Origin of the sequence: Streptomyces sp. NPDC005181 (assembly GCF_040608395.1) — a bacterium.
Lineage (GTDB): Bacteria > Actinomycetota > Actinomycetes > Streptomycetales > Streptomycetaceae > Streptomyces.
Genome location: NZ_JBEXID010000095.1, coordinates 1 through 23,714 on the forward strand (window position 1 = coordinate 1; position 23,714 = coordinate 23,714).

The 23,714-nt window shown below is 70.5% G+C and carries 14 protein-coding genes and 2 pseudogenes; 12 read left to right on the forward strand and 4 right to left on the reverse strand.

All coding sequences use genetic code 11. The annotated features are described in order from the left end of the window. The coding region (locus ABZV38_RS34005; RefSeq protein ID WP_356332306.1) for a TIM barrel protein at positions 1-614 on the reverse strand (614 nt) is incomplete at its 3' end. A 291-nt stretch (positions 615-905) separates the two neighbouring features. Between ABZV38_RS34005 and xylB the strand changes: the two genes are divergently transcribed. From xylB to ABZV38_RS34035, 6 genes are all read left to right on the forward strand, one after another. Beyond that, a complete protein-coding gene (xylB, locus tag ABZV38_RS34010) occupies positions 906-2,390 on the forward strand; it encodes a xylulokinase (protein WP_356332308.1) in 1,485 nt (494 codons plus the stop codon). Between the two features lie 121 nt (positions 2,391-2,511). Further along, positions 2,512-3,789 carry a VWA domain-containing protein gene (locus ABZV38_RS34015; protein ID WP_356332309.1) on the forward strand — a complete coding sequence of 426 codons (1,278 nt, stop codon included), beginning with the start codon at positions 2,512-2,514 and terminating at the stop codon, positions 3,787-3,789. Next, the gene (locus tag ABZV38_RS34020; protein WP_356332310.1) at positions 3,789-4,634 is read left to right on the forward strand and encodes a hypothetical protein; all 846 of its coding nucleotides are present in this window, start codon (positions 3,789-3,791) and stop codon (positions 4,632-4,634) included. The genes ABZV38_RS34015 and ABZV38_RS34020 overlap by 1 nt, the downstream gene beginning before the upstream one ends. A gap of 425 nt (positions 4,635-5,059) precedes the next feature. Continuing rightward, complete coding sequence (locus ABZV38_RS34025) at positions 5,060-6,427, forward strand: cytochrome P450 (protein WP_356332311.1); 1,368 nt, start codon at positions 5,060-5,062, stop codon at positions 6,425-6,427. Between the two features lie 165 nt (positions 6,428-6,592). Then, positions 6,593-6,991, forward strand: a complete 399-nt coding sequence (locus ABZV38_RS34030) for a DUF6221 family protein (RefSeq protein WP_356332312.1) — start codon at positions 6,593-6,595, stop codon at positions 6,989-6,991. A gap of 453 nt (positions 6,992-7,444) precedes the next feature. Continuing rightward, the gene (locus tag ABZV38_RS34035) at positions 7,445-7,993 is read left to right on the forward strand and encodes a DUF4232 domain-containing protein (RefSeq protein ID WP_356332313.1); all 549 of its coding nucleotides are present in this window, start codon (positions 7,445-7,447) and stop codon (positions 7,991-7,993) included. A 67-nt stretch (positions 7,994-8,060) separates the two neighbouring features. Here the strand turns inward: ABZV38_RS34035 and yicI are convergent, their stop codons facing one another. Together yicI and ABZV38_RS34045 are read right to left on the reverse strand one after the other, a co-directional pair. Next, the gene (gene yicI / locus ABZV38_RS34040) at positions 8,061-10,346 is read right to left on the reverse strand and encodes an alpha-xylosidase (RefSeq protein WP_356332314.1); all 2,286 of its coding nucleotides are present in this window, start codon (positions 10,344-10,346) and stop codon (positions 8,061-8,063) included. Positions 10,347-10,407: 61 nt separating this feature from the next. Further along, positions 10,408-13,281, reverse strand: a pseudogene (locus tag ABZV38_RS34045) (glycoside hydrolase family 3 C-terminal domain-containing protein). Positions 13,282-13,855: 574 nt separating this feature from the next. On the opposite strand from ABZV38_RS34045, the gene ABZV38_RS34050 reads away from it, so the two are divergent. The 6 genes and pseudogenes from ABZV38_RS34050 to ABZV38_RS34075 form a co-directional block, all read left to right on the forward strand. Next, complete coding sequence (locus tag ABZV38_RS34050) at positions 13,856-15,460, forward strand: extracellular solute-binding protein (protein WP_356332319.1); 1,605 nt, start codon at positions 13,856-13,858, stop codon at positions 15,458-15,460. Positions 15,461-15,562: 102 nt separating this feature from the next. Continuing rightward, positions 15,563-16,654, forward strand: a complete 1,092-nt coding sequence (locus ABZV38_RS34055; RefSeq protein ID WP_356332315.1) for an ABC transporter permease subunit — start codon at positions 15,563-15,565, stop codon at positions 16,652-16,654. Further along, complete coding sequence (locus ABZV38_RS34060; RefSeq protein ID WP_356332316.1) at positions 16,651-17,634, forward strand: carbohydrate ABC transporter permease; 984 nt, start codon at positions 16,651-16,653, stop codon at positions 17,632-17,634. Before ABZV38_RS34055 ends, ABZV38_RS34060 begins: the two co-directional genes overlap by 4 nt. A 76-nt stretch (positions 17,635-17,710) precedes the next feature. Then, entirely contained in the window at positions 17,711-19,981 is a 2,271-nt protein-coding gene (locus ABZV38_RS34065; protein ID WP_356332317.1) for a 1,4-beta-glucanase, read from the forward strand. A gap of 14 nt (positions 19,982-19,995) precedes the next feature. Then, positions 19,996-21,972: a beta-galactosidase gene (locus tag ABZV38_RS34070; RefSeq protein WP_356332320.1), complete on the forward strand. Its 1,977-nt coding sequence runs from the start codon at positions 19,996-19,998 to the stop codon at positions 21,970-21,972. Next, positions 21,969-22,142, forward strand: a pseudogene (locus tag ABZV38_RS34075) (glycoside hydrolase N-terminal domain-containing protein); the annotation flags it as partial. The gene ABZV38_RS34070 and the pseudogene ABZV38_RS34075, both read left to right, overlap by 4 nt. On the opposite strand, the gene ABZV38_RS34080 reads toward ABZV38_RS34075, so the two are convergent. Beyond that, positions 22,138-23,714: IS200/IS605 family accessory protein TnpB-related protein (locus tag ABZV38_RS34080; RefSeq protein WP_356332318.1), on the reverse strand; the 1,577-nt coding region annotated here is incomplete at its 5' end. The pseudogene ABZV38_RS34075 and the gene ABZV38_RS34080 overlap by 5 nt on opposite strands.

A 23,714-nucleotide genomic window follows, 5' to 3' on the forward strand; every position in this document is an offset into this window, starting at 1 on the left:
ATGAACGCGAGGGCGTGGCCGACGGTCGGGAGCAGGATGTCGCCGCGGGGCTCGTTCGGCTTCGGCTCGATCGCGAACCGGAGGTCGTAGCCCTGCTCGACGACGTACTCACCGAGCAGGTCGAAGGCCTCCTTCATCCGGTCCAGGGCCACCCGCACGTCCTTCGCGCCACCCGACTCCGCGCCCTCGCGGCCACCCCACGCCACATACGTGGTGGCGCCGAGCTCGACGGCGAGGTCGATGTTGCGGATGACCTTGCGCAGCGCGTACCGGCGGACGTCGCGGTCGTTGGCAGTGAAGCCGCCGTCCTTGAAGACGGGGTGTGTGAACAGGTTCGTCGTCGCCATGGGCACGACGAGACCGGCCGCGTCCAGCGCCTGCCGGAACCGCTTCACGAGGCCCTCGCGCTGGGTGTCCGTGGAACCGAACGGGATCAGGTCGTCGTCATGGAAGGTCACACCGTACGCGCCGAGCTCGGCGAGCCGCTGGACGGACTCGACCGGGTCGAGCGCCGCGCGGGTCGCGTCACCGAACGGGTCGCGTCCCTGCCAGCCCACCGTCCACAGACCGAAGGTGAATCGGTCTCCCGGGGTGGGCGTGAAGCGTTCCGTCATCGTCTGACCACCTTCGGTGCAGTCGGGTCCGCAACCGGTCGAGGTCGTCGAACCCCTATTTGTTCAGCGTCATGATTAATCTTGCACGGCACCCCTCGGCGCCGTAACCCCTCGTCACCCCTCACCTCCGGGAATCGAGGAGCGGCCCTGGCCCGGACGGACGCGATCGCGTAATTTGTTTTCAGCACGATCAAATCGTTCGCACCCGTGCCACCAGCACACCAGTACATCCACACCCGCACACCAGTACATCCACACCCGCACACCCGCACCGCGAGAATGAGGTAACCCATGCCGCCGCGTACCGTCGTCATCGGCGTGGACAGCTCCACCCAGTCCACCAAGGCGGCCTTCGTCGACGCCGCAACCGGCCGGCTGCTCGCCGTCGGACGTGCCCCGCATGTCGTCACGGGCGAGGCAGGGGCCCGCGAGACCGACCCCGAGGTGTGGTGGCAGGCGCTGCGCGCCGCCGTCGCCGCCGGACTCAAGGAGTCCGGCGTACCCGCCGCGGATGTCACCGGCATCGCGGTGGCCGGTCAGCAGCACGGCCTGGTCGTCCTGGACCGTGCGGGCCGCCCGCTGCGCCCCGCCCTGCTGTGGAACGACACCCGCTCCGCCCCGCAGGCCGCCGCCCTCACCGCCGCACTGGGCGGTGCGGCCGCCTGGACGGCCCGCACCGGATCGGTTCCGGTGGCCTCCATGACCGCGTCGAAGTGGCAGTGGCTGCGCGAGAACGAGCCGGAGACCGCCGCCGCGACCGCGGCGATCCGCCTCCCGCACGACTTCCTCACCGAACGGCTGACGGGCGTGGCCGTCACCGACCCCGGCGACGCGTCGGGCACCTGCTGGTACTCCACCGCCACCGGTGCGTACGACCCCGAGCTTCTCGAACTGCTCGGCCTCGACGCCGCGTTGCTGCCCGAGGTGGCCACGACCGGAGCGGCCCGGGCCGGTTCGCTGACCGCCGAAGCGGCACAGACGCTGGGCCTGCCGGCCGGGATCGCCGTGGCGGCGGGCACCGGGGACAACATGAGCGCCGCGGTCGGCCTCGGTCTCGGCGGCGCCGGACTGCTGGACCACCCCGTACTCAGCCTCGGCACCTCGGGCACGGTCTTCGCCGCCTCCGGGACCCGGCCCGCATCGGCGGCGCTCTCCGGCTTCGCCGCGGCCGACGGTACGTACCTCCCGCTGGCCTGCACGCTCAACTGCACGCTCGCCGTGGACAAGGTCGCCGCCCTGCTCGGCCTGGACCGCAACGACGCGGCACCCGGCGGTGAGGCGGTTCTCCTCCCCTATCTCGACGGCGAACGCACCCCCGATCTGCCCATGGCCTCCGGCCTGCTCACCGGGCTCCGGCACGACACCACCCCGCAGCAACTCCTCGGCGCCGCCTACGAAGGCGCGGTCGTCACCGTGCTGCGCGCTCTCGACGAACTGCTGCGGGCCTGCGGGCTCGACCCGGCCGACCCCGAGGTCGCCGCCCGGCCGCTGCGCCTGATCGGCGGCGGCGCGCAGGGGCACACCTGGGTGGAGACGGTACGACGGCTCTCCGGACGGCCCGTCATCGTGCCCGGCAGCGGCGAACTGGTGGCGCTGGGCGCGGCCGCACTCGCCCAGGCGGCAGCCACCGGACAGGACCCGGTCGCGATCGCCACCGCCTGGGACACCGGTGAGGACATCCAACTGCCGCCCGTCGAAAGGGACCTGGAGACCTGGCAGCGGGTCGGCTCGGTCCTGGAGCGGGCCGCGGAGCCGCTGCTGGGCGGGGGCAAGTAGCGGGGCGCCCGCGCGCGTTCGCCGGGTTTGCGCAGCCCTCGGCGGCGCTTTTGCCCGCAATCGCCGGACGGGCTCGATTGCCGGTTTGGGGATGCCGTGTGATCTTCACTAGTATCCGGCGATGATCATAAGAAGAAGGCTGACGGTCGGGGTGGGCATCCTGCTTGCCACCCTGACCGCCGGGCTCGGCACGGCACTCCCCGCCGCGGCCGATGAAGCCCCCGCCAAAGCCTCCCCCAAGGTCGAGCTGGTCCTCGACGTCAGCGGTTCCATGCGGGCCCGTGACATCGACGGCCAGTCCCGGATGAGCGCGGCGAAGCAGGCGTTCAACGAGGTCCTGGACGCGGTGCCCGAGCAGGTGCAGCTCGGTATCCGGACCCTCGGCGCCGACTATCCGGGCGACGACCGGAAGGTCGGCTGCAAGGACACCAAGCAGCTCTACCCGGTCGGCCCGCTCGACCGCACCGAGGCGAAGACCGCGGTCGCGACCTTGGCTCCCACCGGCTGGACCCCGATCGGCCCCGCCCTGCTGGGCGCAGCCGACGACCTCGAAGGCGGCGACTCCACCCGCCGGATCGTGCTGATCAGCGACGGCGAGGACACCTGCGGCCCGCTCGACCCGTGCGAGGTGGCACGCGACATCGCGGCCCGCGGCATCCACCTCGTCATCGACACACTGGGCCTGGTGCCGAACGCGAAGATCCGCCAGCAGCTCACCTGCATCGCCGAGGCGACCGGCGGGACGTACACGGCCGTCCAGCACACCGATGAACTCTCCGACCGTGTCACCCAGTTGGTGGACCGGGCGGCCGAGCCCGTCGTCACCCCGGTGGCGACCGAGGGCGCGGACACCTGCTCCGCCGCCCCGCAGCTCAAGGCCGGTCTCTACACCGACCGCGAGAAGCTCGGCGAACACCGCTGGTACCGGGTGGATGTGCTGCCGGGTCAGGAGCTGCGCGCCTCGGTGAGCGTGTCGGCGGACCGCGCCGTCAACAACGACTACGGCGTGCTGCTGCGTGCCGTCACCGTGCACGGCCGCGAGATCGTCAGAGGCTCGGAGTCCGGCACCGGTCGCACCGACGCGATCTCGTCCGGTCTGCGCTACCCCAAGCCCGAGCAGGACGACACGGACGGCGAGAATCAGCCGGCCGCGGAGACCGTCTGCCTCCAGCTCAGCAACTCCTTCTCGGCCCCCGCCTCCGTGAAGACCTCGCCGGGCATGCCGGTCGAGCTGACCGTCGACGTGGTGGACGCGCCGGACGACGCGGCCGATGCCGCCGCGTTCGGTCTCGGCCGCGGCTGGTGGCTGCTGGGCGTACTCGTCCTCACCGGACTGATCGCGGGTCTGCTCTTCGGCTGGATCTCGCGCTGGCGCATCGCCGTATGGAGGACCAACTGATGGTGCGTACAAGACGAGTACTCGCGGGTGCGCTGCTGGCCGGGTTCGCCCTGCTGACATCGGCGGGGGCGGCCGCGGCCGACGACCCGTCGGCGAGCCCGAGCACGGGCGCGTCCGACGGCAGTACGGGTCCCACCGAGGCGGGCACCACGTTCCGTACCGCCACGGCGATCCAGCAGAACCAGCGCGCCACCGCCGGGGCGTCCACGGGTGACTACCTGTACTGGGTGTTCCCGGCCGACGCGGGCCAGCGGGCCACCGTCAAGGCGACGGTCACCCTGCCCGAGAGCGCCACCCGGCACGGTGTGTCGACCTGGCAGATCGATGTGTACGACGGGCTGCGGCGCCGGCAGGCATGCATGTACGGCCACCAGACCGGGAAGGCGGCCGCGGACGCATCGACGGTCGAACTCTCCTGCGTCCTGCGGACCGTCCGTGCCTGGTCCGAGCCGTGGGCCGACGACCCGCTGCCGGGCAGCTACTACGTACGCCTCACGGTCGTCGATCTGCCGTCGGCCGACCTCGGCCAGCCGGTGCGGACCGAGGTCGAGGTGACGGCGGCCGACAAGGGTGGCGCCCACGACGTCGACGGCGCGCTGAGCGAGCCGCTGGTGCCCGGGGCGTCCTCCGTGCGGCAGACGTCGGACGACGCTTCCGCGGGCGACGAGTCCACGACCCGGGTGTCGCTCGGCAGCGAGCCGGACGACGACTGGGCCTCCGGCTGGTGGACCGACCGCTGGATCTGGACCGTCGCCGGTGGCGTACTCGGTGCGCTCGCGGCCGTGTTCGGCTACTCCCTGACCCGCGGCAACGGCCGCCCGTCCCGGGTCCCGCCGGGCGTCTGACCGCCCTTCGGCCGCACTCCGGCCTCCTCCACGGCGCCCCCGCCCCTCATTTCCGGGGCGGGGGCGCCGTGGCGCGACAGGCGCCGACATGACGGAATCCACCGAGGAGATGGGCGCGGAACGTGGGGTCGAGGTACGCCTTCGGAAGACTGCGCGACGCCATCACATGCTCCGGAGGCCGGCTCGGGCGGGACGCTCCTCATCATGCGCGCCGGACGACAGCCGGCGAAGTCCGCGTCGGGCGTCCCGGCGCAAGGACGAGCACGGCACGCCCGACCACACTCCCGTAACGCGGCACGGATACCCTCGACAACTCACGTACTCCGCAAGGCAGATGGGTCATCCGGCCCGTCGGCCGCGCGTGGAGTCCGACCATGTCGCCGCGTACCGGATCCGGGTACGCCACCAGGGAGCGGAGACCTTTCATGTCCACGGAGACCGGCCCGGCCGTCGATGCCGAGTCGCGCGGCCACGTGCCCGTACCGGGCCCCAAGGGGCTGCCGTTTCTCGGTAATCTGCCGCAGTTCGGGAAGAATCCACTGGCGTTCTTCGAGCGGCTGCGCGGGTACGGGGACATGGTCAGCTGGCGCTTCGGCCCCCACCCCTGTGTGTTCATAGCCGATCCGGAGTGCATAGGCGAACTTCTCACCGAGACGGAGCGCACCTTCGACCAGCCGGCGCTGGGCATCGCGTTCCGGACCGTGATGGGCAACGGTGTGGTGGTGGCGCGCGGTCCGGAATGGCGGCGGAAGCGGTCGCTGGTGCAGCCGTCCGTACGGCCGAAGCAGGTGCGGTCGTACGCGGCGACGATGGCGGGCAGCACGGTGGAACTGGCGGACACCTGGTCCGGCGGTGAACGCATCGACATCAAGCGCGAGATGGCCGCGCTGACGCAGAAGATCGCCGTCCGCACCATCTTCGGGGTGGACACCCCGGCGGACGCCGAGGCAATGGGCCGGGCCATGGATGTCGCCCAGCAGGAGATCGGCAAGGAGTTCAGCGGCATCGGCGCGCTGCTCCCCGACTGGGTGCCGACGCCGGGCCGGGCCAGGATCAAGAAGGCCGCCGCGGTCATCGACGCCGAGGTGGGCCGGGTCGTCGCCCGGCACCGCGACGGGGACGGCGAGCGCCCCGACCTGCTGAGCCGGCTGCTGACCGCGGTGGACGAGAACGGCGCGCAGCTCACGGACGAGGAGATCCGCGACGAGACCGTCACCCTGTACATCGGCGGGCACGAGACCACCAGCTCCACACTGGTCTGGGCGTGGTACCTGCTGTCCCGCAATCCGCAGGCGCGCGCCGCGCTCACCGAGGAGCTGGACAGGGTGCTCGGCGACCGGGAGCCGGAGTTCGACGACTACGCGCGGCTGACGTACACCCAGGCCGTGGTCAAGGAGACGCTGCGGCTGTACCCGACGATCTGGCTGGTGACCGGGGTGGCCAAGGAGGGGGCGCGGATCGGCGGTGTGGACATGCCGAAGGGCACCAGGGTGTGGACGAGCCAGTGGGCGACGCACCGCGACGAGCGGTGGTTCCCGGAGCCGGAGGAGTTCCGTCCGGAACGCTGGGACGCCGAGAGCGGCGACGACATCGCGGAGTACGCCTGGTTCCCGTTCGGCGGCGGCCCCCGCGTCTGCCTCGGTACGCGGTTCGCGATGGTCGAGGCGGTGTTGATCCTGGCGGTGCTGGCGCGCCGGTTCGAACTGGAGGTGGCCCCGGGCGACGTCAACCCCGTACCCACGCTGACACTCCAGCCGGACCGGGAAGTGCGGGCGACGGTACGGGCGCGGTAGTCCGCCGCAGGAGCGTGTCCGTATGGCGGAACGGTCGCGGGCGCGATGTGCAGTCGCCTTCCGCCGTACGGCATCCTCGTGCTGAACAAGTAAGTCCGGCCCCGGACCCGGCGAGTGAGCACGCCGGCGCGGGGCCGCACCGGACGGCGGAGGATGCGGAACCCGATGACTGACAACTCCGAGATGGTGGCCTTTGTACGGGCGCGCCTGGCCGAGGAGGAACTGGGCGCGCGAGCGGCCGGCGGCGAGAGTTGGCGGTGCCCGGCCGAGACGCCGGGCGAGGTCCATGACCGGACCGGCGCCATCGCGTTCAGCCTCCGGACACATGGTTACGACGATCACATCGCCCTGCAGGATCCCGCGCGCACCCTCCGCCGCATCGAGACGAGCAGGGTCCTGTTGGACGAGTACGAAGAGGTCGCCGCCCTGGACGCCGACCGCCCCCGCCACGACTTCGCCTCCGGCCGCGCGGTGGGACTGGGCTTCGTCGTACGGCAGATGGCCGCGGAGGACGCCGGGCACCCCGACTACCAGGCGAAGTGGCTGCCGCGGTTCACTCGGTGACGAACCGTCCGCGCGACGCTGCGCCACCGGGCGCGTCGCCGGCGCGTACGAGTGGGCGGGCGCACTTCGGGCACGGCACGCACGCCTGGTGCACTGTGCAGGAAGTCATGGCACAGAAGCACACCGGGTGACGGTACGGGCACCGTCTCGAACCTGCCACGCCCTTTTCGACGGGCCGTGATCACGGTGCATCGGCCGGTTCGCGCAACGCAGGGGCCGGCCTGCGCGCGTGCGCGGGTGCGGATAGCGGGCTCGGCTTGCAGGCTCGGCCTGCGGGTGCGGGCCGAGCCTGCCTGCCCCCGGGCTGCTCCCTTCGAGGGTTCGCAGCCCTCACAGCGGGCAGGTCGCAACCGGACGGCAGATACTGATCTGGTCCGTGCGCACCAGACCTTCGCGGGGACACCGGCCACCCCTGCCGCGATCTCAGGCCGCCGAGCAACCGGGAGCTACACCATGCGTCTCCGCCCCACTCTGACCTCCGCAATCGCCGTCCCGGCCGCCGCGGCGACGGCCGTGGTGCTGGCCGCCACCGGCGCTTCGGCCACGGTCGGCACCGCGCACTCCGCAGAGGTCGCCCGGCTCGGTACGTGTCAGGAGAAGGTCCTCAGCGTGAAGGCCGCGCCCGGTGGCGGGCAGAACGTGGTGCGCATCAGCGTCACCAACCACGGCGGGCGCAGCTGTGTCGTGGACAGGATCCCGACGATCACCTTTGCCGGGCTCGACGGCTCCGCCCAGACCGTGCCGCCCGGCGAGAGCGGCCCGTACACCCTCTCCCGCGGCGAGCGGGCGTACGCCGCCCTCCGCACTGCGGACCCGGCCAGTACCGAGGGGCATGTCGTCGGCACCCTGAGTGTGGCGGCCGATCCCTCGCACTACGGGGTCACCTTCGGCGCGGCCGCCGTGGGCCTGCCGCACGGGATCCACGTCTGGGAGCCGATCACCACGTTCTGGCACAGGTCGGCGGCGGCCGCCTCCTCGGCGCTGGCGGACGCCCTGGGCTAGGGGCGGTGCGCCCTCACCGCCGTAGTGCGGGGTGAGGGCACATCCGTGCGGGTGCCGGCGCAGCCCCTCAGATCGCCGCCACCTCCACCGTCCCCGCTCCCTGCCCCGTCGCCCCGGTCTCCTCCACGATCACGCGGTACGGACGGTCCGTCCCGTCGGCCGTGACCCGTGTCGAGCCCGAGGCGCTGTCGCGTGCGACCCGGAAGGCGGCCGCGGCGGCGCCCGTCAGGTCCACCACCGTGACCACCGTCTCGGTCGTCGAGGGCGCCGGGCCGAACGCCCGCAGCGTCAGTCCTTCGAGCCAGTCGCCGTCCGGGCGCCGGTCGTCCGCGCCCCACGGGAGTACCGCGCCGGGGCGGACCAGGAGGGGGAGGCTGTCGAAGCCGTGCGTCTCGTGGCGCCAGACCGGTCCGGTGACCGTTTCGCCGGTCAGGAGGTGGGTCCAGGTGCCCTCGGGGACGTAGTACTCGACCTGGCCGTCCTCCGTGAAGACGGGGGCCACCAGCAGGTCCGGGCCGAGCATGTACTGGCGGTCCAGCATCCGGGTGGTCGGGTCGGCGGGGAACTCCAGCAGCATCGGGCGCATCATCGGGATGCCCGTGCGGTGGGCCTCGGCCGCCACCCCGTACAGGTACGGCATGAGGCGGTGCTTGAGGAGGGTGAACTTCCGGGTCACGTCCACGGCCTCGTCGCCGAACGCCCACGGCACGCGGTACGACACGTTGCCGTGCAGTCGGCTGTGCGAGGAGAGCAGGCCGAAGGCGAGCCACCGCTTGAAGACCGCGGGGTCGGGCGTGCCCTCGAAGCCGCCGATGTCATGGCTCCAGAAGCCGAAACCGGACAACGACAGGGAGAGACCACCGCGCAGCGACTCCGCCATCGCGGTGAACGAGGCGAAGCAGTCGCCGCCCCAGTGGACCGGGAACTGCTGGCCGCCCGCCGTCGCCGAACGGGCGAAGAGTACCGCTTCGCCGTGCCCACGCTCCTTCTCCAGCAGTTCGAAGACGGTGCGGTTGTAGATCTGCGCGTAGTAGTTGTGCATCCGCTCCGGGTCGGAGCCGTCGTGCCAGACGACATCCGTCGGCACCCGCTCGCCGAAGTCCGTCTTGAAACAGTCGACGCCCTGATCGAGGAGGACCCGCAGTTTGGCGTTGTACCACTCGCGGGCGGCCGGGTTGGTGAAGTCGACGAGCGCCATGCCGGGCTGCCACAGGTCCCACTGCCAGATGTCGCCGCCGGGACGGCGCACCAGATAGCCGTGCTCGGCGCCCTCCGCGAAGAGCGGTGACTTCTGGGCGATGTACGGGTTGATCCACATGCTGATGCGCAGGCCGCGCTCCTTGAGCCTGGCCAGCATGCCCACCGGGTCGGGGAAGACGTCCGGGTCCCACTGGAAGTCCGACCACTGGTATTCGCGCATCCAGAAGCAGTCGAAGTGGAAGACCGACAGCGGGATGTCCCGCTCCGCCATGCCGTCGACGAACGAGGTGACGGTCTCCTCGTCGTACGACGTGCAGAAAGAGGTGGTCAGCCAGAGGCCGAACGACCAGGCCGGGGGCAGCGCGGGCCGGCCGGTGAGGGCGGTGTAGCGGGCGAGGATGTCCTTCGGCGTCGGGCCGGCGACGATGTAGTACTCCAGCGACTGGTCCTCGACGCTGAACTGCACCTGGCCGACCGACTCGGAGCCGATCTCGAAGGACACCTTGCCGGGGTGGTTGACGAAGACGCCGTAGCCGCGCGAGGAGAGGTAGAACGGGATGTTCTTGTAGGCCTGGTCGCTGCTGGTGCCGCCGTCCGCCTGCCAGATGTCGACGGTCTGGCCGTTCTTGACGTACGGGGTGAAGCGCTCGCCGAGTCCGTAGACGTTCTCCCCGACGTCCAGAGCGAGTTGGGCGATCATGTGGTGTGCACCGTCAGGGGTGGTGGCGAAGGCGGTGCCCTTGCTGTCCACACCCGTCAGGCGGCGGCCCTCGGCGTCGAGGAACGTCATGCCCCACGGTCCGTCGCCGTCCATCCGCAACGTCAGCGGGCCGCTGGTCAGTTCGGTGACCGCGCCGTCCCGGCGGGTGCGGGCGGCGGCAGCAGCGGTGTCGAGTCCGGGGAACTCGAAGTCCGGTCCATGGTTGACCTTGCCGGCGTGATGGGTGGTGCGTACGCCGATGATCCCTTCGGCCGGGGAGAAGCAGTCGACGGTGATGAGCGGGGTGTTGAGGGTGTCGCCGCGCTGGTGGACGTGCTTGACCGAGGCGTAGGCGGTGAACTGGTCGGCGTCGACCCGAAGGCCGCGGATCTCGGTCGCGTAGCAGGCGCGGACGCCCTCTCGCATGAGCCAGAAGCCGTCGGTGAACTTCATGAGGATTCCTTGCCGGGGGCAACTGGAGGGAGGTGAAGGCCAGGACATGGGTTGGGCGGGGTCACTCGGTGGCTCCCGTGAATGCGATGCGGGCCAGCCGCACCGAGCCCCGCAGCGCTACCCGCACGTCCCGGACGCCGGAGGCGCTCAGCGGCGTCTCGTGGCTGCGGTAGTCGTAGGGGCCGTCGGTGGCGGGGATGTCGATGGCTGTCGTGCGGCCGTCGACCGTGATCTCCACGGAGCCCTCCCCCGCCGCGGACACGGCGACGGTTCGGGTTCCGGCCGCGAAGTCGCAGCGGCGGAACAGAAGTTCGTTGCCGGGGGCGGTGGCGGTGACGGCGTCGCCGTCCGTCTTCGTGCGGTCGACGATCTCGGTGGCGAGCTGCTCGTCGTAGTCCGCCGCTTCGAGGCCGCGGAGCAGGACGGGGCGGGGGCCGGACGGTTCGCCGTCGACTGTGACGACGGCGGTGAGCCTGATGTCCGCGGCGGAGGCTCCGGCCCGGACTTCGTACGCCCCGGGTTCGACGGTCCAGCGGCTGTGCGCCACGTCCCAGTGGCCGAGTTCGGTGACCGGGACCGCCAAGTCGATGCGCTGCCCGGCGCCCGGCGCGAGGTGCAGTCGCCGATGGCCGACGAGCTGACGCAGGGGCCGGACGACGGACGGCGCCAGGGCTCGTACGTAGAGCTGGGCGACCTCGTCGGCGGCGACGGTGCCCGTGTTGGTGACGGTCACCGACACCCGCAGCAGGTCGCCGTCGTGCTCGGCCGCCAGCCCGGAGTAGGTGAACGCGGTGTACGACAGTCCGTGGCCGAACGGGTAGAGCGGCGTGCCCTCGTAGTAGAGATACGTCTGCCGTGAACCGATGATGTCGTAGTCGAGCAGGCCGGGCAGCTCCGCGTCGGAGGTGTACCAGGTCTGCGGGAGCCGGCCCGCCGGGGAGACGTCGCCGGACAGGATCCGGGCGAGCGCGGTCCCGGCCGCCTGGCCGCCGTGCGCGGTCCAGAGCAGGGCGGGGAGTACGGCCGCGGCGTCGGTGAGCGCGTACGGGTAGGCGGAGGTGACCGCCAGAACGGTGCGCGGGTTCGCGGCGTGCGCGGCGCGCCACAGGCGTTCCTGGTGGGCGGGCAGGTCGAGGGTGGTGCGGTCCTCGGTCTCGCGGCCGTTGATGTGCGGGTCGTTGCCGACGACGACGATCACGGTGTCGGCTGCGGTGGCCGCACGGGCTACGGCGTCCTCGCCGCGCTCGACGACCTCGATCTCGAAGACGGTGGCGCCCGTTCCGGCGGGGCCGGAAATTTTTTCGTCCACCGCGGCAACCTTTACGCCGTCGGCGGCAACGGAGACGTACCCACCCGTTCCGATGTGCACAAGGCGGTTCCCCCCGGCGTGACCTTCCACCTCCTCCCAGCGGAATGTCTCCTGGACGATTCAGCCGCCGGGTTCGTCCGCGGACGCGCGCACGTAACCGTCCTCGGCGACCGACAGATAGCGGCCGTCCGGGTCCCGCAGGGTGAGCACACCGTTGCCCCAGTTGACGAGCGCCAGCTCGGAGGGGGTGTCCCCGCACGTCAGCGGGGGAAGGTCGGTGCGGCCGGCGAGGAGTGCCGGGTCGAGGGCGCCTTCCGCACCGCGGCCGGTGCCGGTGCTGTCGTCGGCATCGGGGATCCGCAGCCAGCCCGCCGCGCACTTCAGGCGGACCAGGTCGGCGCCCTCCGCGAAGGTGATCCGGTCCGCGCCGAACCGGGCCCGCAGCCCGTCGAGCGGGGTGGACCGGTGGATCAGCGTGCCGCTGTACCAGTCGAGCTTGCAGGCGTCGGCGAGCAGGCCGACGACCGCGATCGTCCCGGGCGCCCCAGGGTCGAGCGGCAGCAGTCCGTCGTTCTTCAGCAGGACGACGGACTGTTCGGCGGCCTCCTGGGCGAGCGCCCGGTGCTCGGCCGTGTCGAAGTCGGTGGTGCCCGCGTACGGGTCGAGCTCGGGGTCGAACTCGCCCAGCGAGTAGCGCAGTTCGAGCAGGCGGCGGACGGCGGTGTCGATGTCGGTCTCGTCGAGGAGGCCCTGCTCCAGTGCGCGGCGGATGCGGCCAGTCATGACGGTGGAGTCCTGGCCGTGGTCGGTGAAGCTGTCGACTCCGGCCTTCAGCGCGGCGGCCGTGGCCTCTTCGTGGCTGTCGAAGTAGTGCTCGGAGTCAACCAGGTTGGACGGCGCCCCGGCGTCGGAGCAGACCACGAGCGACTGCCCGGTCCAGCCCCTCAGCTGCTGGGACAGGAGCGGCGAGACATGGTTGGGCCGCCCGTTGACCAGGTTGTAGGCGGGCATGACGCCGGCCACCGCACCCGCACGCACGGCGTCACGGAACGCCCGGAGGTCGTACTCGTGCAGCACCCTCGGGCGGACCGACGAGGAGGAGATGTCCCGGTCGGTCTCGTTGTTGTGGGCGAGCCAGTGCTTCAGTACCGGGGCGGTGCGCCAGTAGCGCGGGTGGTCGCCGCGCAGTCCCCGGGTGTATGCGACGGCAATGGCGGAGGTCAGGGCGGCGTCCTCCGCGTACCCCTCCTCGCCGCGCCCCCACAGCGGATGGCGCAGCAGATTCACGGTGGGGGCCCAGACGTTGAGGCCGACCCGGTCGTCCTTGGCCCGCTTGGCCCGGACCTCGTTGCCGACTGCCTCGCCGACCCGGCGCACCAGGTCGTCGTTCCAGGTGGCGCCCAGCCCGACGGCCTGGGGGAAGACGGTCGCGGGGCCCATCCAGGCCACGCCGTGCAGTCCCTCCTGACCGGTGCGGAAGGCGCCGATCCCGAGCCGGTCCACCGCGGGCGCGAACTGGTGCAGCATCGCGATCCGCTCGTCGAGAGTGAGCCGCTGAAGCAGATCGTCGATGCGCCGGGCGAAGGGCAGTTGCGGGTCGCGGAAGGGCTGCGGTTGTTCCGTCACGTGCGGATCCCCTTGGAGAGGTGGGAGGTTTTGCGAGGTCCGAGGCCACGGAGGATTCGTCCAGGCATCGGAAGATCCTTCGAAGCGCTTCGATGCTCGGCGTCGAACCCTGCGGGTGTCAAGGGTGCACCCTCGCCATTCACGATCAACCGGGCTCGATCGCGCCGGGAAACGGTTGGGAAACACGTCGGAGGAATCTGGAAACGAACTCTTGTGCCTCCGGGACCCTTCACTTAATCTCGCTGCAACATCGAAGCGCTTCGACAGAACTTCGATGAGGGCGCCCGGCGCCCGCAACTTCCTTGATCTCCTGGGACGGTGACACGTTCTGCCACCGTGTCACCTCCTTGTTGAACCGCTTCACGTCGGCCGGTTCAGCCGGTTGCACCGGTCCGTCCGGTTCCACCGGCCCATCCGGCTCAGCCAATAACGCCCCACCTCAGACACAGGAGCCGAACGGCGGTCGCCCGCCGTGTGTCGTCCTGGTGCGCCTCGAAGGGTTGACGCAATGACGCCGAATTCCTCCCCCGCCTCCACCGCCCCGAGCCGACGGAGCTTCCTCGCTTCGAGCGCTGTGGCCGCGGTCGCCGTGGCCGGCGGGGTGCCGCTGCTCGCCGCCTGCGGCGGCGGTTCCGGTTCCGGGAGCAAGGAAGGTACGACGACGGGCAAGGCGCTCACGAAGATCCTGCCGAACTACGTCCCGTCGAACCTGGTCCAGCCGGACGTGGCGAGCGTCAACGGTTCGAGCCCCGGTTTCACCGAGCTGCCCGACCCGCTGGTCACCTCGGTGAAGTCCGCACCGGGCAAGGGTTCCGCGTTCCGGATCATGACTCCGCTGTGGGGCACTGTCCCGAAGAAGAACAACCCGTACTACACGGCCGTGAACAAGGCGGTCGGCGCGACGCTGAACTTCGACCCGCAGGACGGCAACACGTACCAGGACAAGATCGGCGCGGTCCTCGCCGGCTCCGACATCCCGGACGTCGTGACCATCCCCGGCTGGAACATGCAGGGCCAGATCCGCAACGCGATCACCGCCAAGTTCGCCGACCTGAGCCCGTACCTGGCCGGTGACGCGATCAAGAAGTACCCGAACCTGGCGAACATCCCGACCGGCGCCTGGCAGTACTCCGTCTTCGGCGGCAAGCTCCGCGGTCTGCCCATGCCGTCGCCCGTCATCGGCAATGCGATCTTCTACCGCAAGGACCTGATCGGCTCCGGAGCCGTCCCGGGCAGCGCCGCCGACCTGCTGGCCTTCGGCAAGGAGTACACGGACGCGAAGAAGAAGGTCTGGGCCTTCGACGACCTGTGGACCTGCATCCAGAAGATCTTCGGGCTGCTGCCGGACGCCCCGCACTACTGGAAGCTGGAGAACGGCAAGCTCGTCCACAAGATCGAGACGCAGGAGTACCGCGAGGCGCTCGCCTTCGCCCGCAAGCTCCACGACGGTGGTTACGTCCACCCGGACGCCGAGGCAGGCAAGGACGCCGACTCCAAGATCCGCTTCACCGGCGGACGCGTCCTGATGTACAACGACGGCACCGGCGGCTGGAAGGGCATGGTCACCGAGCAGGCCACCGCCAACCCGAAGTTCGACATGCAGGCGCTGGACTTCTTCGACCAGGACGGCGGAAAGCCGGTCCTGTGGCAGGACGACCCGGCCGGCATCTTCACCTTCCTCAGCAAGGAGCTGCCGAAGGCGAAGATCGAGGAGTTCCTCGGTATCGCCGACTTCGCCGCGGCGCCGTACGGCACCAAGGAGTTCATGCTCACCAACTACGGCGTGCAGGACACCCACTACGCGATCAAGGACGGGGTGCCGACCTTCACCCCGCAGGGCATCCAGGAGGCCCAGCCCGCCACCTTCCTGTTCCTCGCCTCACCCCCGCACACCATCGCCTTCCCGGACGAGCCGCAGCTGGTGAAGGACTACGCCGGCTGGATGGCCCGGCAGGCCCCGAACATCAAGAAGCCGCTCTTCTTCGGCATGCAGATCGTCGAGCCGCAGCGGTACGCCTCCCTGTACACGCCCTTCGACGACCTGCAGAAGGACATCCGGCGCGGCCGCAAGAAGGTCAGCGACGTCGACGCCGCGGTGACGACGTGGAAGAACAGCGGCGGCGACAAGCTGCGCGCCTGGTACCAGGACATTCTCGAGAAGAACGGCTCCGGCAACTGACGCGTACGGCGGACACGGACCCGTACGCACGACAGCGAGACGGCCGCCGGGCGCAGGGACGCCCGGCGGCCAGGGCGGAGAGCACGACATGGGGAGCACACGGTGAAGCCACGGGCCACGGTTGCGACCGAAACGGACCGCGCGGCCGACCGGGCGACGGGCCCGATCGGCGACGGCGAAAGCGGGCACAGCAGGAGCGGGGACAGCAGGAGCACGGCAGGCGACGGGGGCACCAGCAGGAAGCCCCGGGCCGCGGCGACGACTCCACCGGCGGCGGGCGGCATCACCTGGCGCCTGCGCCTGCGCCGGGACCGCACGCTGGTCCTGATGACGCTGCCCGCCATCGCTCTGCTGCTGGTCTTCAACTACATCCCGCTGCTCGGGAACATCGTGGCCTTCCAGGACTACGACGTGTACGACCTGGGCATCACCGGCAGCCCCTTCGTCGGCTTCGACAACTTCACCCGGATCTTCGAGGACTACCGTTTCTGGCAAGTCCTCATCAACACACTGGTCATCTTCCTGACCCAGCTGCTCCTCTTCTTCCCCATCCCGATCGCCATCGCCCTGCTGCTCAACACAATCATGAGTGCGCGGGTACGGGCCTGGGTGCAGGCCGTCGTCTATCTGCCGCACTTCTTCTCCTGGGTGCTCGTCGTCACGGTCTTCCAGCAGATGTTCGGCGGGGCCGGCCTGGTCGCGCAGTGGCTGCGCGAACACGGCCATGAGGGCTTCGACCTGATGACCAATGCGAGCTTCTTCAAGTTCCTGGTCACCGCACAGGCCGTGTGGAAGGACGCCGGTTGGGGCGTGATCGTCTTCCTCGCCGCGCTCGCCGCCGTCAACACCGATCTGTACGAGGCGGCGGCCGTCGACGGTGCCGGGCGCTGGCGCCGCATGTGGCACGTCACGCTGCCCGCGCTGCGTCCGGTCATCGCGCTGCTGCTGGTCCTCCGGGTCGGCAGTGCGCTCAACCTCGACTTCGAACAGATCCTGCTCCAGCGCGACCAGGTCGGTCCGGGCGCCTCCGAAATCCTCGACACCTACATCTGGTGGACGGGCATCAAGACCGGCGACTTCGGCTACGCGGCCGCCGCCGGAATCTTCAAGGGACTGTTCAGCGTCGCGATGGTGCTGGGTGCGAACAAGGTCGCCCACATGCTGGGCGAGCAGGGGGTGTACTCCAAGAAATGACGACTCTCCTGGATACGGACAAGGACAACAGCCGGACGGAGCAGCCCTCCCCGGCACCCAAGGAGTCACCGCTCCAGCGCGCACTGCGGATCGAGCCCCGCCCCGTGTGGGAGGAGGAGCCCACCAAGGCAGGTCTCGCCTTCAAGGGCTTCGGTCTCGTCGCGATCTGCGCGATCGTGCTCGTACCGCTGTGGGTGGTGGTCGTCACCAGCCTCTCCGACACGAAGACGATCAACAACGCAGGAGGTCTGGTCGTCTGGCCGAGGACCGTCACCTTCGTCGCGTACAAGGAACTGCTCAGCGGCGGCGCCGTCACCCGGGCCGCCCTGGTCAGCGTCGGCCTGACCGTCGTCGGTACGGCGTTCAGCATGGTGATCTCGGTGCTCTGCGCGTACGGGCTGAGCCGGCGCGACTCCTTCGCGCACAGCAAGCTGCTGATGACGCTGATGGCGACGATGTTCTTCGGCGCCGGGCTCATCCCCACCTATCTGCTGGTCACCGGCATCGGACTGAGCAACAGCTACTGGTCGATGATCCTGCCCAGCGCGATCAGCGTCTTCAACATCCTGGTGCTGCGCGGCTTCTTCATGGACACCGCGCCCGAACTGATCGACGCGGCGCGGATCGACGGCGCGGGCGAGTGGCGGATCCTGCTGCAGATCGTCATGCCGCTGTCCCGAGCGGTGATCGCCGTGATCTCGCTGTTCTACGCGGTCGGCTACTGGAGCCAGTGGTTCAACGCGATGCTCTACATCCAGGACAGCGAGAAATACCCGCTCCAGATGATCCTGCGTCAGCTCGTCCTCCAGCACCAGGTGCCGCCCGGCGCCATGGGCGCGGCGGTCAGCAGCGGGGCGATCAACAGTCTCGCCGTGCAGATGGCGGTCATGGTGCTGGCGCTGATCCCGGTCACGGTGCTGTCGCCTTTCGTCCAGAAGCACTTCCAGAAGGGCATGCTCACCGGCGCTGTGAAGGGCTGACGCGCACCACACGCTTCGACCCCCACCGCTTCCCCGGTTCTTTCCCGCTCCTTTCCTCCACCGGAAGGTGTTCGCCATGCGCGCTTCGTCCGCGCCCACGCCCAGTCGTCGCACCGTGCTGGCGGGAGCAGCTGTCGCGGCTGCGGCCGCCGCGCTGCCGGTCGCGGCGCCCGCCGCCGCCCATGCCGCGAGCCGGCGCGCGCCCCATGGGGTGCGGGGAGCCGAGGCCCACCGCTGGCGCACGGCGGCGATCGGCGGCACGGGCTTCGTCACCGGGCTGCTGTTCCACCCGTCCGTCGAGGGACTGGCCTATGCCCGTACCGACATCGGCGGCGCCTACCGCTGGGACGACACGGCGTCCCGCTGGACCGCGCTCACCGACCAGCTGGGCTGGGACGACTGGAATCTGCTGGGTGTCGAGGCCCTGGCCGTCGATCGGGCCCACCCCGACCGGCTGTACCTCGCGCTCGGCACGTATGCCCAGTCGTGGGCCGGACCGGGTGCGGTGCTGCGGTCCGAGGACCGGGGAGCGACCTGGGCCCGTACGGATCTGACGGTGCGGCTCGGGGCGAACGAGGACGGCCGGGGCGCCGGTGAGCGGCTGCTCGTCGACCCGCGCGACAGTGAGCAGCTCTGGCTCGGCACCCGCCATGACGGGCTGCTGCGCTCCACGGACCGGGGTGCCACCTGGGCGTCGGCCTCCTTCCCCGCCACGCCGTCGGCGAACGGTCAGGGCATCATGTTCCTCGTCGCCGCGGGCCGGGCGGTGTACGCGGGCTGGGGCGACGGCGGTACGCCCCTTTACCGTACGAGCGCTTCCGGCGGCTGGGAGGCGGTGCCCGGTCAGCCGTCCGGCGGCGTCGCGGCGTCGAAGGTACCGATCCGGGCGGCATACGACACCAACACCCAGGCCTTGTACGTCACTTACGCGGACACGCCCGGTCCCAACGGGCAGTCCGACGGCTCGGTGCACCGCCTCGACACGGTGACGGACAGCTGGACGGATGTCACTCCGGTGGCGCCGGACTCCGGCTCCGGGGACGGCTTCGGATACGGCGGGGTCGCCGTCGATGCCGGTCGGGCCGGCACGGTGGTCGTCACCACCAACAACCGGTGGGCGCAGATCGACACCCTGTTCCGGTCCACCGACGGCGGCGCCACCTGGACGTCGCTGAAGGACACGGCGGTCCTCGATGTGTCGGAGACGCCGTATCTGCGCTGGGGCGGGGACGCGGCCAAGTTCGGCTGGTGGATCCAGGCCCTGGCCGTCGATCCGTACGACTCGCAGCACATCGTGTTCGGCACGGGCGCCACGGTTTTCGGGACCCGCGATCTCGTCCACTGGGCGCCGCAGATCCGCGGTCTGGAGGAGTCCGCGGTGAAGTTCCTGATCGCGCCGCCGACAGGGGGTGCTCGACTGCTCAGCGGGCTGGGCGACATCGGCGTGATGTACCACGAGTCGCTGACCGCATCCCCGTCGCGCGGCATGGCATCGAACCCGGTCTTCGGTACCGCCACCGGTCTGGCACTGGCCGCGCTCGAACCGTCCTATGTCGTACGCACGGGCTGGCCGTCCGGCTCGGGAGCGGCCGGGGCGTACTCCGAGGACGGCGGCAGCAGCTGGCAGCCCTTCGCCGCCCAGCCGGAGATCGCGGCCGCGGCGCCGGGGCCGGTCGCGGTCGGGGCGGACGGGGCGACTCTGCTCTGGTCGTTCATCCACTGGGACGGCACAAAGTACCCGGCGCACCGCTCCACGGACAACGGCGCGACCTGGACCGAGGTGGCCACCTTCCCCAAGGGCGGCACACCGCTGGCCGATCCGCTCGACCCGACGCGCTTCTATGTGTACGACACGGACACCGGGGCGGTCTTCCGCTCCACCGACTCCGGGGCCACCTTCACTCAAGGTGCGACCGGGCTGCCCTTGGGTGACGTCCAGTTCAAGCTTGCTGCCGCACCCGGCCGCAGCGGTGACCTGTGGCTGTCGGCCAAGGACAACGGACTGCTGCGGTCCACGGACGGCGGACTGACGTTCACCGCCGTGGCGGGCTGCCAGGCCTCGCACGCACTGGGCTTCGGCGCGGCCGCGCCGGCCGGCCCCAGCAAGCCCGGCCGCCGGGCCCGCGCCTCCTACCCGGCGGTCTTCCAGACCGGACGGGTCTCGGCCACCTTCGACGGGGTGGCGGTGCTGCGCTCGGACGATGCCGGCGCCACCTGGGTCCGGATCAACGACGACAGCCACCAGTGGGGCTGGACCGGCGAAGTGATCACCGGCGACCCCCGCATCCACGGCCGTGTCTACCTGGGCACCAACGGCCGCGGCATCCAGTACGCAGACCCGGAATGAGGAACGAGAAGTCCATGCCGTCCCTGCGCGACGCAGCCCGTGGCCGCATCCTCTTCGGCGGCGACTACAACCCCGAGCAATGGCCCGAGGAGGTGTGGGAGGACGACGTACGGCTGATGAAGGACGCCGGCGTCAATTCCGTCACCCTCGGGGTGTTCTCCTGGGCGAAGATCGAACCACGTCCAGGCGCACGGGAATTCGGCTGGCTGGACCGCCTGATGGATCTGATGCACACCCATGGCATCGGGGTCGTGCTCGCCACACCGACCGCGTCTCCGCCCCCGTGGATGGGGGCGGAGCACCCGGAGACAATGCCGCGCGCCGAGGACGGCTCGGTCGTCTGGTACGGATCGCGGCAGCAGTTCTGCGCGAGTTCGCCGGTCTACCGGCGTTACGCGGCGTCCCTCACCGAGGATCTGGCGGCGCGGTACGCCGGCCATCCGGCGCTGACCGTGTGGCACATCAACAACGAGTACTGCACGCACTGCTGGTGCGACGAAACGGCCGCGCACTTCCGCCGGTGGCTGCGCGGCCGCTACGGCACCGTCGAGGCGCTCAACGAGGCCTGGGGAACGGCCTTCTGGAGCCAGCGCTACGACACCTGGGAGCAGATCCTGCCCCCGCGCAAGGCGCAGTACATGAAGAATCCGACGCAGGTGCTGGACTTCAAGCGGTTCACGTCCGACGCCCTGATGGAGTGCTACGTGGCCGAACGCGACATCGTCGCCCGGCACACCCCTCACATCCCGGTGACCACCAACTTCATGCCGTTGTGGTCGGGGCAGGACGCCTGGGCGTGGTCGGCGCAGGAGGACATCGTCTCCGTCGACATCTATCCGGACCCGAAGGACCCGCAGGGCGCCCAGTACAACGCGATGCTTGCCGACATGACGCGTTCCCAGGCCGCCGGACCGTGGATGCTGATGGAACAGGCGGCGGGGCCGGTGAACTGGCGGGGCGTCAATCACCCCAAGCCGGCCGGTCTCAATCGGCTCTGGTCGCTCCAGTCGGTGGCACGCGGCGCCGATGCCGTCTGCTACTTCCAGTGGCGGCAGTCCCGCCAGGGCGCGGAGAAGTTCCACTCCGGGATGGTCACGCACGCGGGCGAGCACGGCCGCACGTTCCTGGAGGTCAAGCAGCTCGGCGCCGAACTGTCCACGATCGGGGCGGCGGTGAGCGGTGCGGGGGTACCCGCCGAGGTGGCGATCCTGCACGACTGGGACTCCTGGTGGGCGGGCGCCCAGGAGGGCCGGCCGTCCAGGCTCCTCGACTACACGGAGATCGTGCAGAGCTGGCACCGGGCCCTGTGGGAGTCCGGCATCGCCACCGAATTCGCCCGTCCGGAGGCCGACTTGAGCCGGTTCCGGATGGTGGCCGTACCCCAGCTGTATCTGCTGACGGATACCGCGATCGACAACCTCGTCGCCTATGTACGGGGCGGCGGGACACTGGTCTGTGGTTTCTTCAGCGGGATCGCCGACGCGGACGACCGGATCAGGCCGGGCGGCATGGACGTGCGGCTGCGTGAGCTGTGCGGCATCCGTACGCTCCACGAGTGGTGGCCGCTCGACGCGGACACCACGGTGGAGTGCGACGGCTTCCGGGCCTCGGTCTGGTCGGAGGAGCTGGAAGCGGATCCGGGTGCGGAGGTCGTCTCCGTGTACCGGGGCGGCGAGCTCGACGGGCTGCCCGCCGTGGTGCGCAACGACCGCGCGTACTACGTATCGACGCTGCCCGAACCGGAGGCGCTGCGCGCTCTGCTCGGCCGGGTGGCGGCCGAGGCGGGGGCGGGCCCGGTGCTGGCCGGGCTGCCCGAGGGTGTGGAGGCGGTCCGCCGCGGCGATCTGCTGTTCCTGCTGCACCACGGCCGGGGCAGCGTCACCGTACCGGTACCTGGTGCGCAGGTGGATCTGCTGACCGGCGCGACGGTCAACGGCACGGTGCAGCTGGGCCGTTACGGCGTGGCCGTACTACGCGGCGCAACCCTGTGACTGCCGCCGGTACGACGGCCGACGCCCCGGGCCGCGACGGCACGTGGGAGCCACGCCCCGCGGGCCGCTGGGAGGACGCCTTCCTCGGCGGCAACGGCCGGCACGGAGCCATGGTGTACGGAGATCCGGCCGACGACCGGGTCATCGTCAACCATCACACCGTTCCTAACCAGTGCGCATGAGTGAGTCTTGGACCCACTGCTGCGTACTGGGCGCATCCCGAACGGCGTTGGATGCACTGGGTTCCCGCTTTCGCTTCCCGCTCGGCGACGGCCCTCCAGGGGGCCGGTCCGTTGCGGGTGGGCGGGTTCCCTCACGCCCCCGGGCGCCTGGTCCGGCCTTGACGGTCCGATGCCCCGCACGATCACTCCGGTCGTGTGGGGGCGGTGCCGTCCTTCCCCAAGCTCTCAACTCCGTTCGAGCAGGGGATACCCCATCCCGGACCGGGTGTCCGAGGGCGCGTCGTCCGATCGCGATGCCCGCGGCATCGTGACGGGACAGGGTGCGGTGCGGGGTGGCCAGCGGTTTCTGCCAGTGCCGGGCACCCCACAGGCTGGTGTAGGCGGGATCGACCGCAACGACCGCAAGACCCTGTTCAGCGGCCATCGATACCAGCCGGGCCTTGAGCTTGCCGGTGGGCATGCCGGAGATGAGCTGTCTGAACCGCTTGCGGCGGCCGTGCTTCTCCCGGGTTTTTTCGGCGGTGAAGTCGAGGTCTTCGATGCCGAGCGCGGCGACACCGACCCGCACCGCCCAGTTGATCAACCGGGTCAGGGCGTGGCGGATCTGTGCGTCGCGGTGATCGGCGGTGCCGGACAGGTCATAGCCGAAGCGGTGCGGGTCTCCGACGGGGTTGCCGTGCCGGTCGAGGTGGTAGGCGGCGAAGTGGTCGGCGTTGGTGTCGACGCCGATCATGCCCCGGGCGTGGGCGGTCTCCAGCGGGATGGTCTGGATGACGGGGCGTTGCCAGGATGCGGTGAGGTACCAGCGGCCCCGGTCCACGTCGAGGTGGATGCGGTAGGCGACGGCCCGGTTCGCTTCGATGCGGTCGGCCCACTCCTGGCCCCGGTGCGCGAACGCGATACGAGCAGTGAGGACGTACCGGCCGTGTCGGGCGTTGGCCAGGTGCGCGAGCGGGGCAGGCAGTTTGATGCTGACCTCGCCGTCCGGGGTGACGCGGATCGTCTCGTTCCCGAACCGCTTCCCCGACTCACCATCAGCAGCGACGAACCGTCCCGCCTCCCACCGCTCCCGCCACTGCTCCTCGGTGAGCCGGGCCTCGGTGAGGTGGTGGCGGGTGTTCAGGAGACGTTTACCGCCCCGTACCACCCGCACCCGTCCGGCCTGCCAGTCGGCGACAGCCGCAGTGTGCCGCGCCTCCAGCATCGCGAGGCGGCGGGACTTGCGGAACCACTCGTTCTTCGACCGGTAACCGCCCGCCGCACGCTTGGTGCCCTTCTCCCCGATCGGGAGGGACAAACGGTGCCGCAACGTCTTGATCCCGGCCGCCAGCTTCCGGATGTGCGCCGCCTGGCAACGGCGCGCCAGCGCCCACTGATCGTGGGTGGCCTTGGTGATGGCCCCGGCGATCCGCGACGACGACTCCTTCGTCAGGTCCCGCTTACGCGCTGCCCAGGTGTCCGCACTGTGCTCCAGACCCTCCGCACAGCGGGTCTTGAGATCACGGGAAGCCAGCGCGCCCTGGTGCGCACCGACCGCGCGCAGCACCATCTCGTCCTGAG

Bases quoted from the DNA above. Each gene is read 5' to 3' on its own strand.
- xylB (WP_356332308.1), top strand. From the start codon at position 906: ATGCCGCCGCGTACCGTCGTCATCGGCGTGGACAGCTCCACCCAGTCC.
- ABZV38_RS34015 (WP_356332309.1), top strand. From the start codon at position 2,512: ATGATCATAAGAAGAAGGCTGACGGTCGGGGTGGGCATCCTGCTTGCC.
- ABZV38_RS34020 (WP_356332310.1), top strand. From the start codon at position 3,789: ATGGTGCGTACAAGACGAGTACTCGCGGGTGCGCTGCTGGCCGGGTTC.
- ABZV38_RS34025 (WP_356332311.1), top strand. From the start codon at position 5,060: ATGTCCACGGAGACCGGCCCGGCCGTCGATGCCGAGTCGCGCGGCCAC.
- ABZV38_RS34030 (WP_356332312.1), top strand. From the start codon at position 6,593: ATGACTGACAACTCCGAGATGGTGGCCTTTGTACGGGCGCGCCTGGCC.
- ABZV38_RS34035 (WP_356332313.1), top strand. From the start codon at position 7,445: ATGCGTCTCCGCCCCACTCTGACCTCCGCAATCGCCGTCCCGGCCGCC.
- yicI (WP_356332314.1), bottom strand. From the start codon at position 10,346: ATGAAGTTCACCGACGGCTTCTGGCTCATGCGAGAGGGCGTCCGCGCC.
- ABZV38_RS34060 (WP_356332316.1), top strand. From the start codon at position 16,651: ATGACGACTCTCCTGGATACGGACAAGGACAACAGCCGGACGGAGCAG.
- ABZV38_RS34065 (WP_356332317.1), top strand. From the start codon at position 17,711: ATGCGCGCTTCGTCCGCGCCCACGCCCAGTCGTCGCACCGTGCTGGCG.
- ABZV38_RS34070 (WP_356332320.1), top strand. From the start codon at position 19,996: ATGCCGTCCCTGCGCGACGCAGCCCGTGGCCGCATCCTCTTCGGCGGC.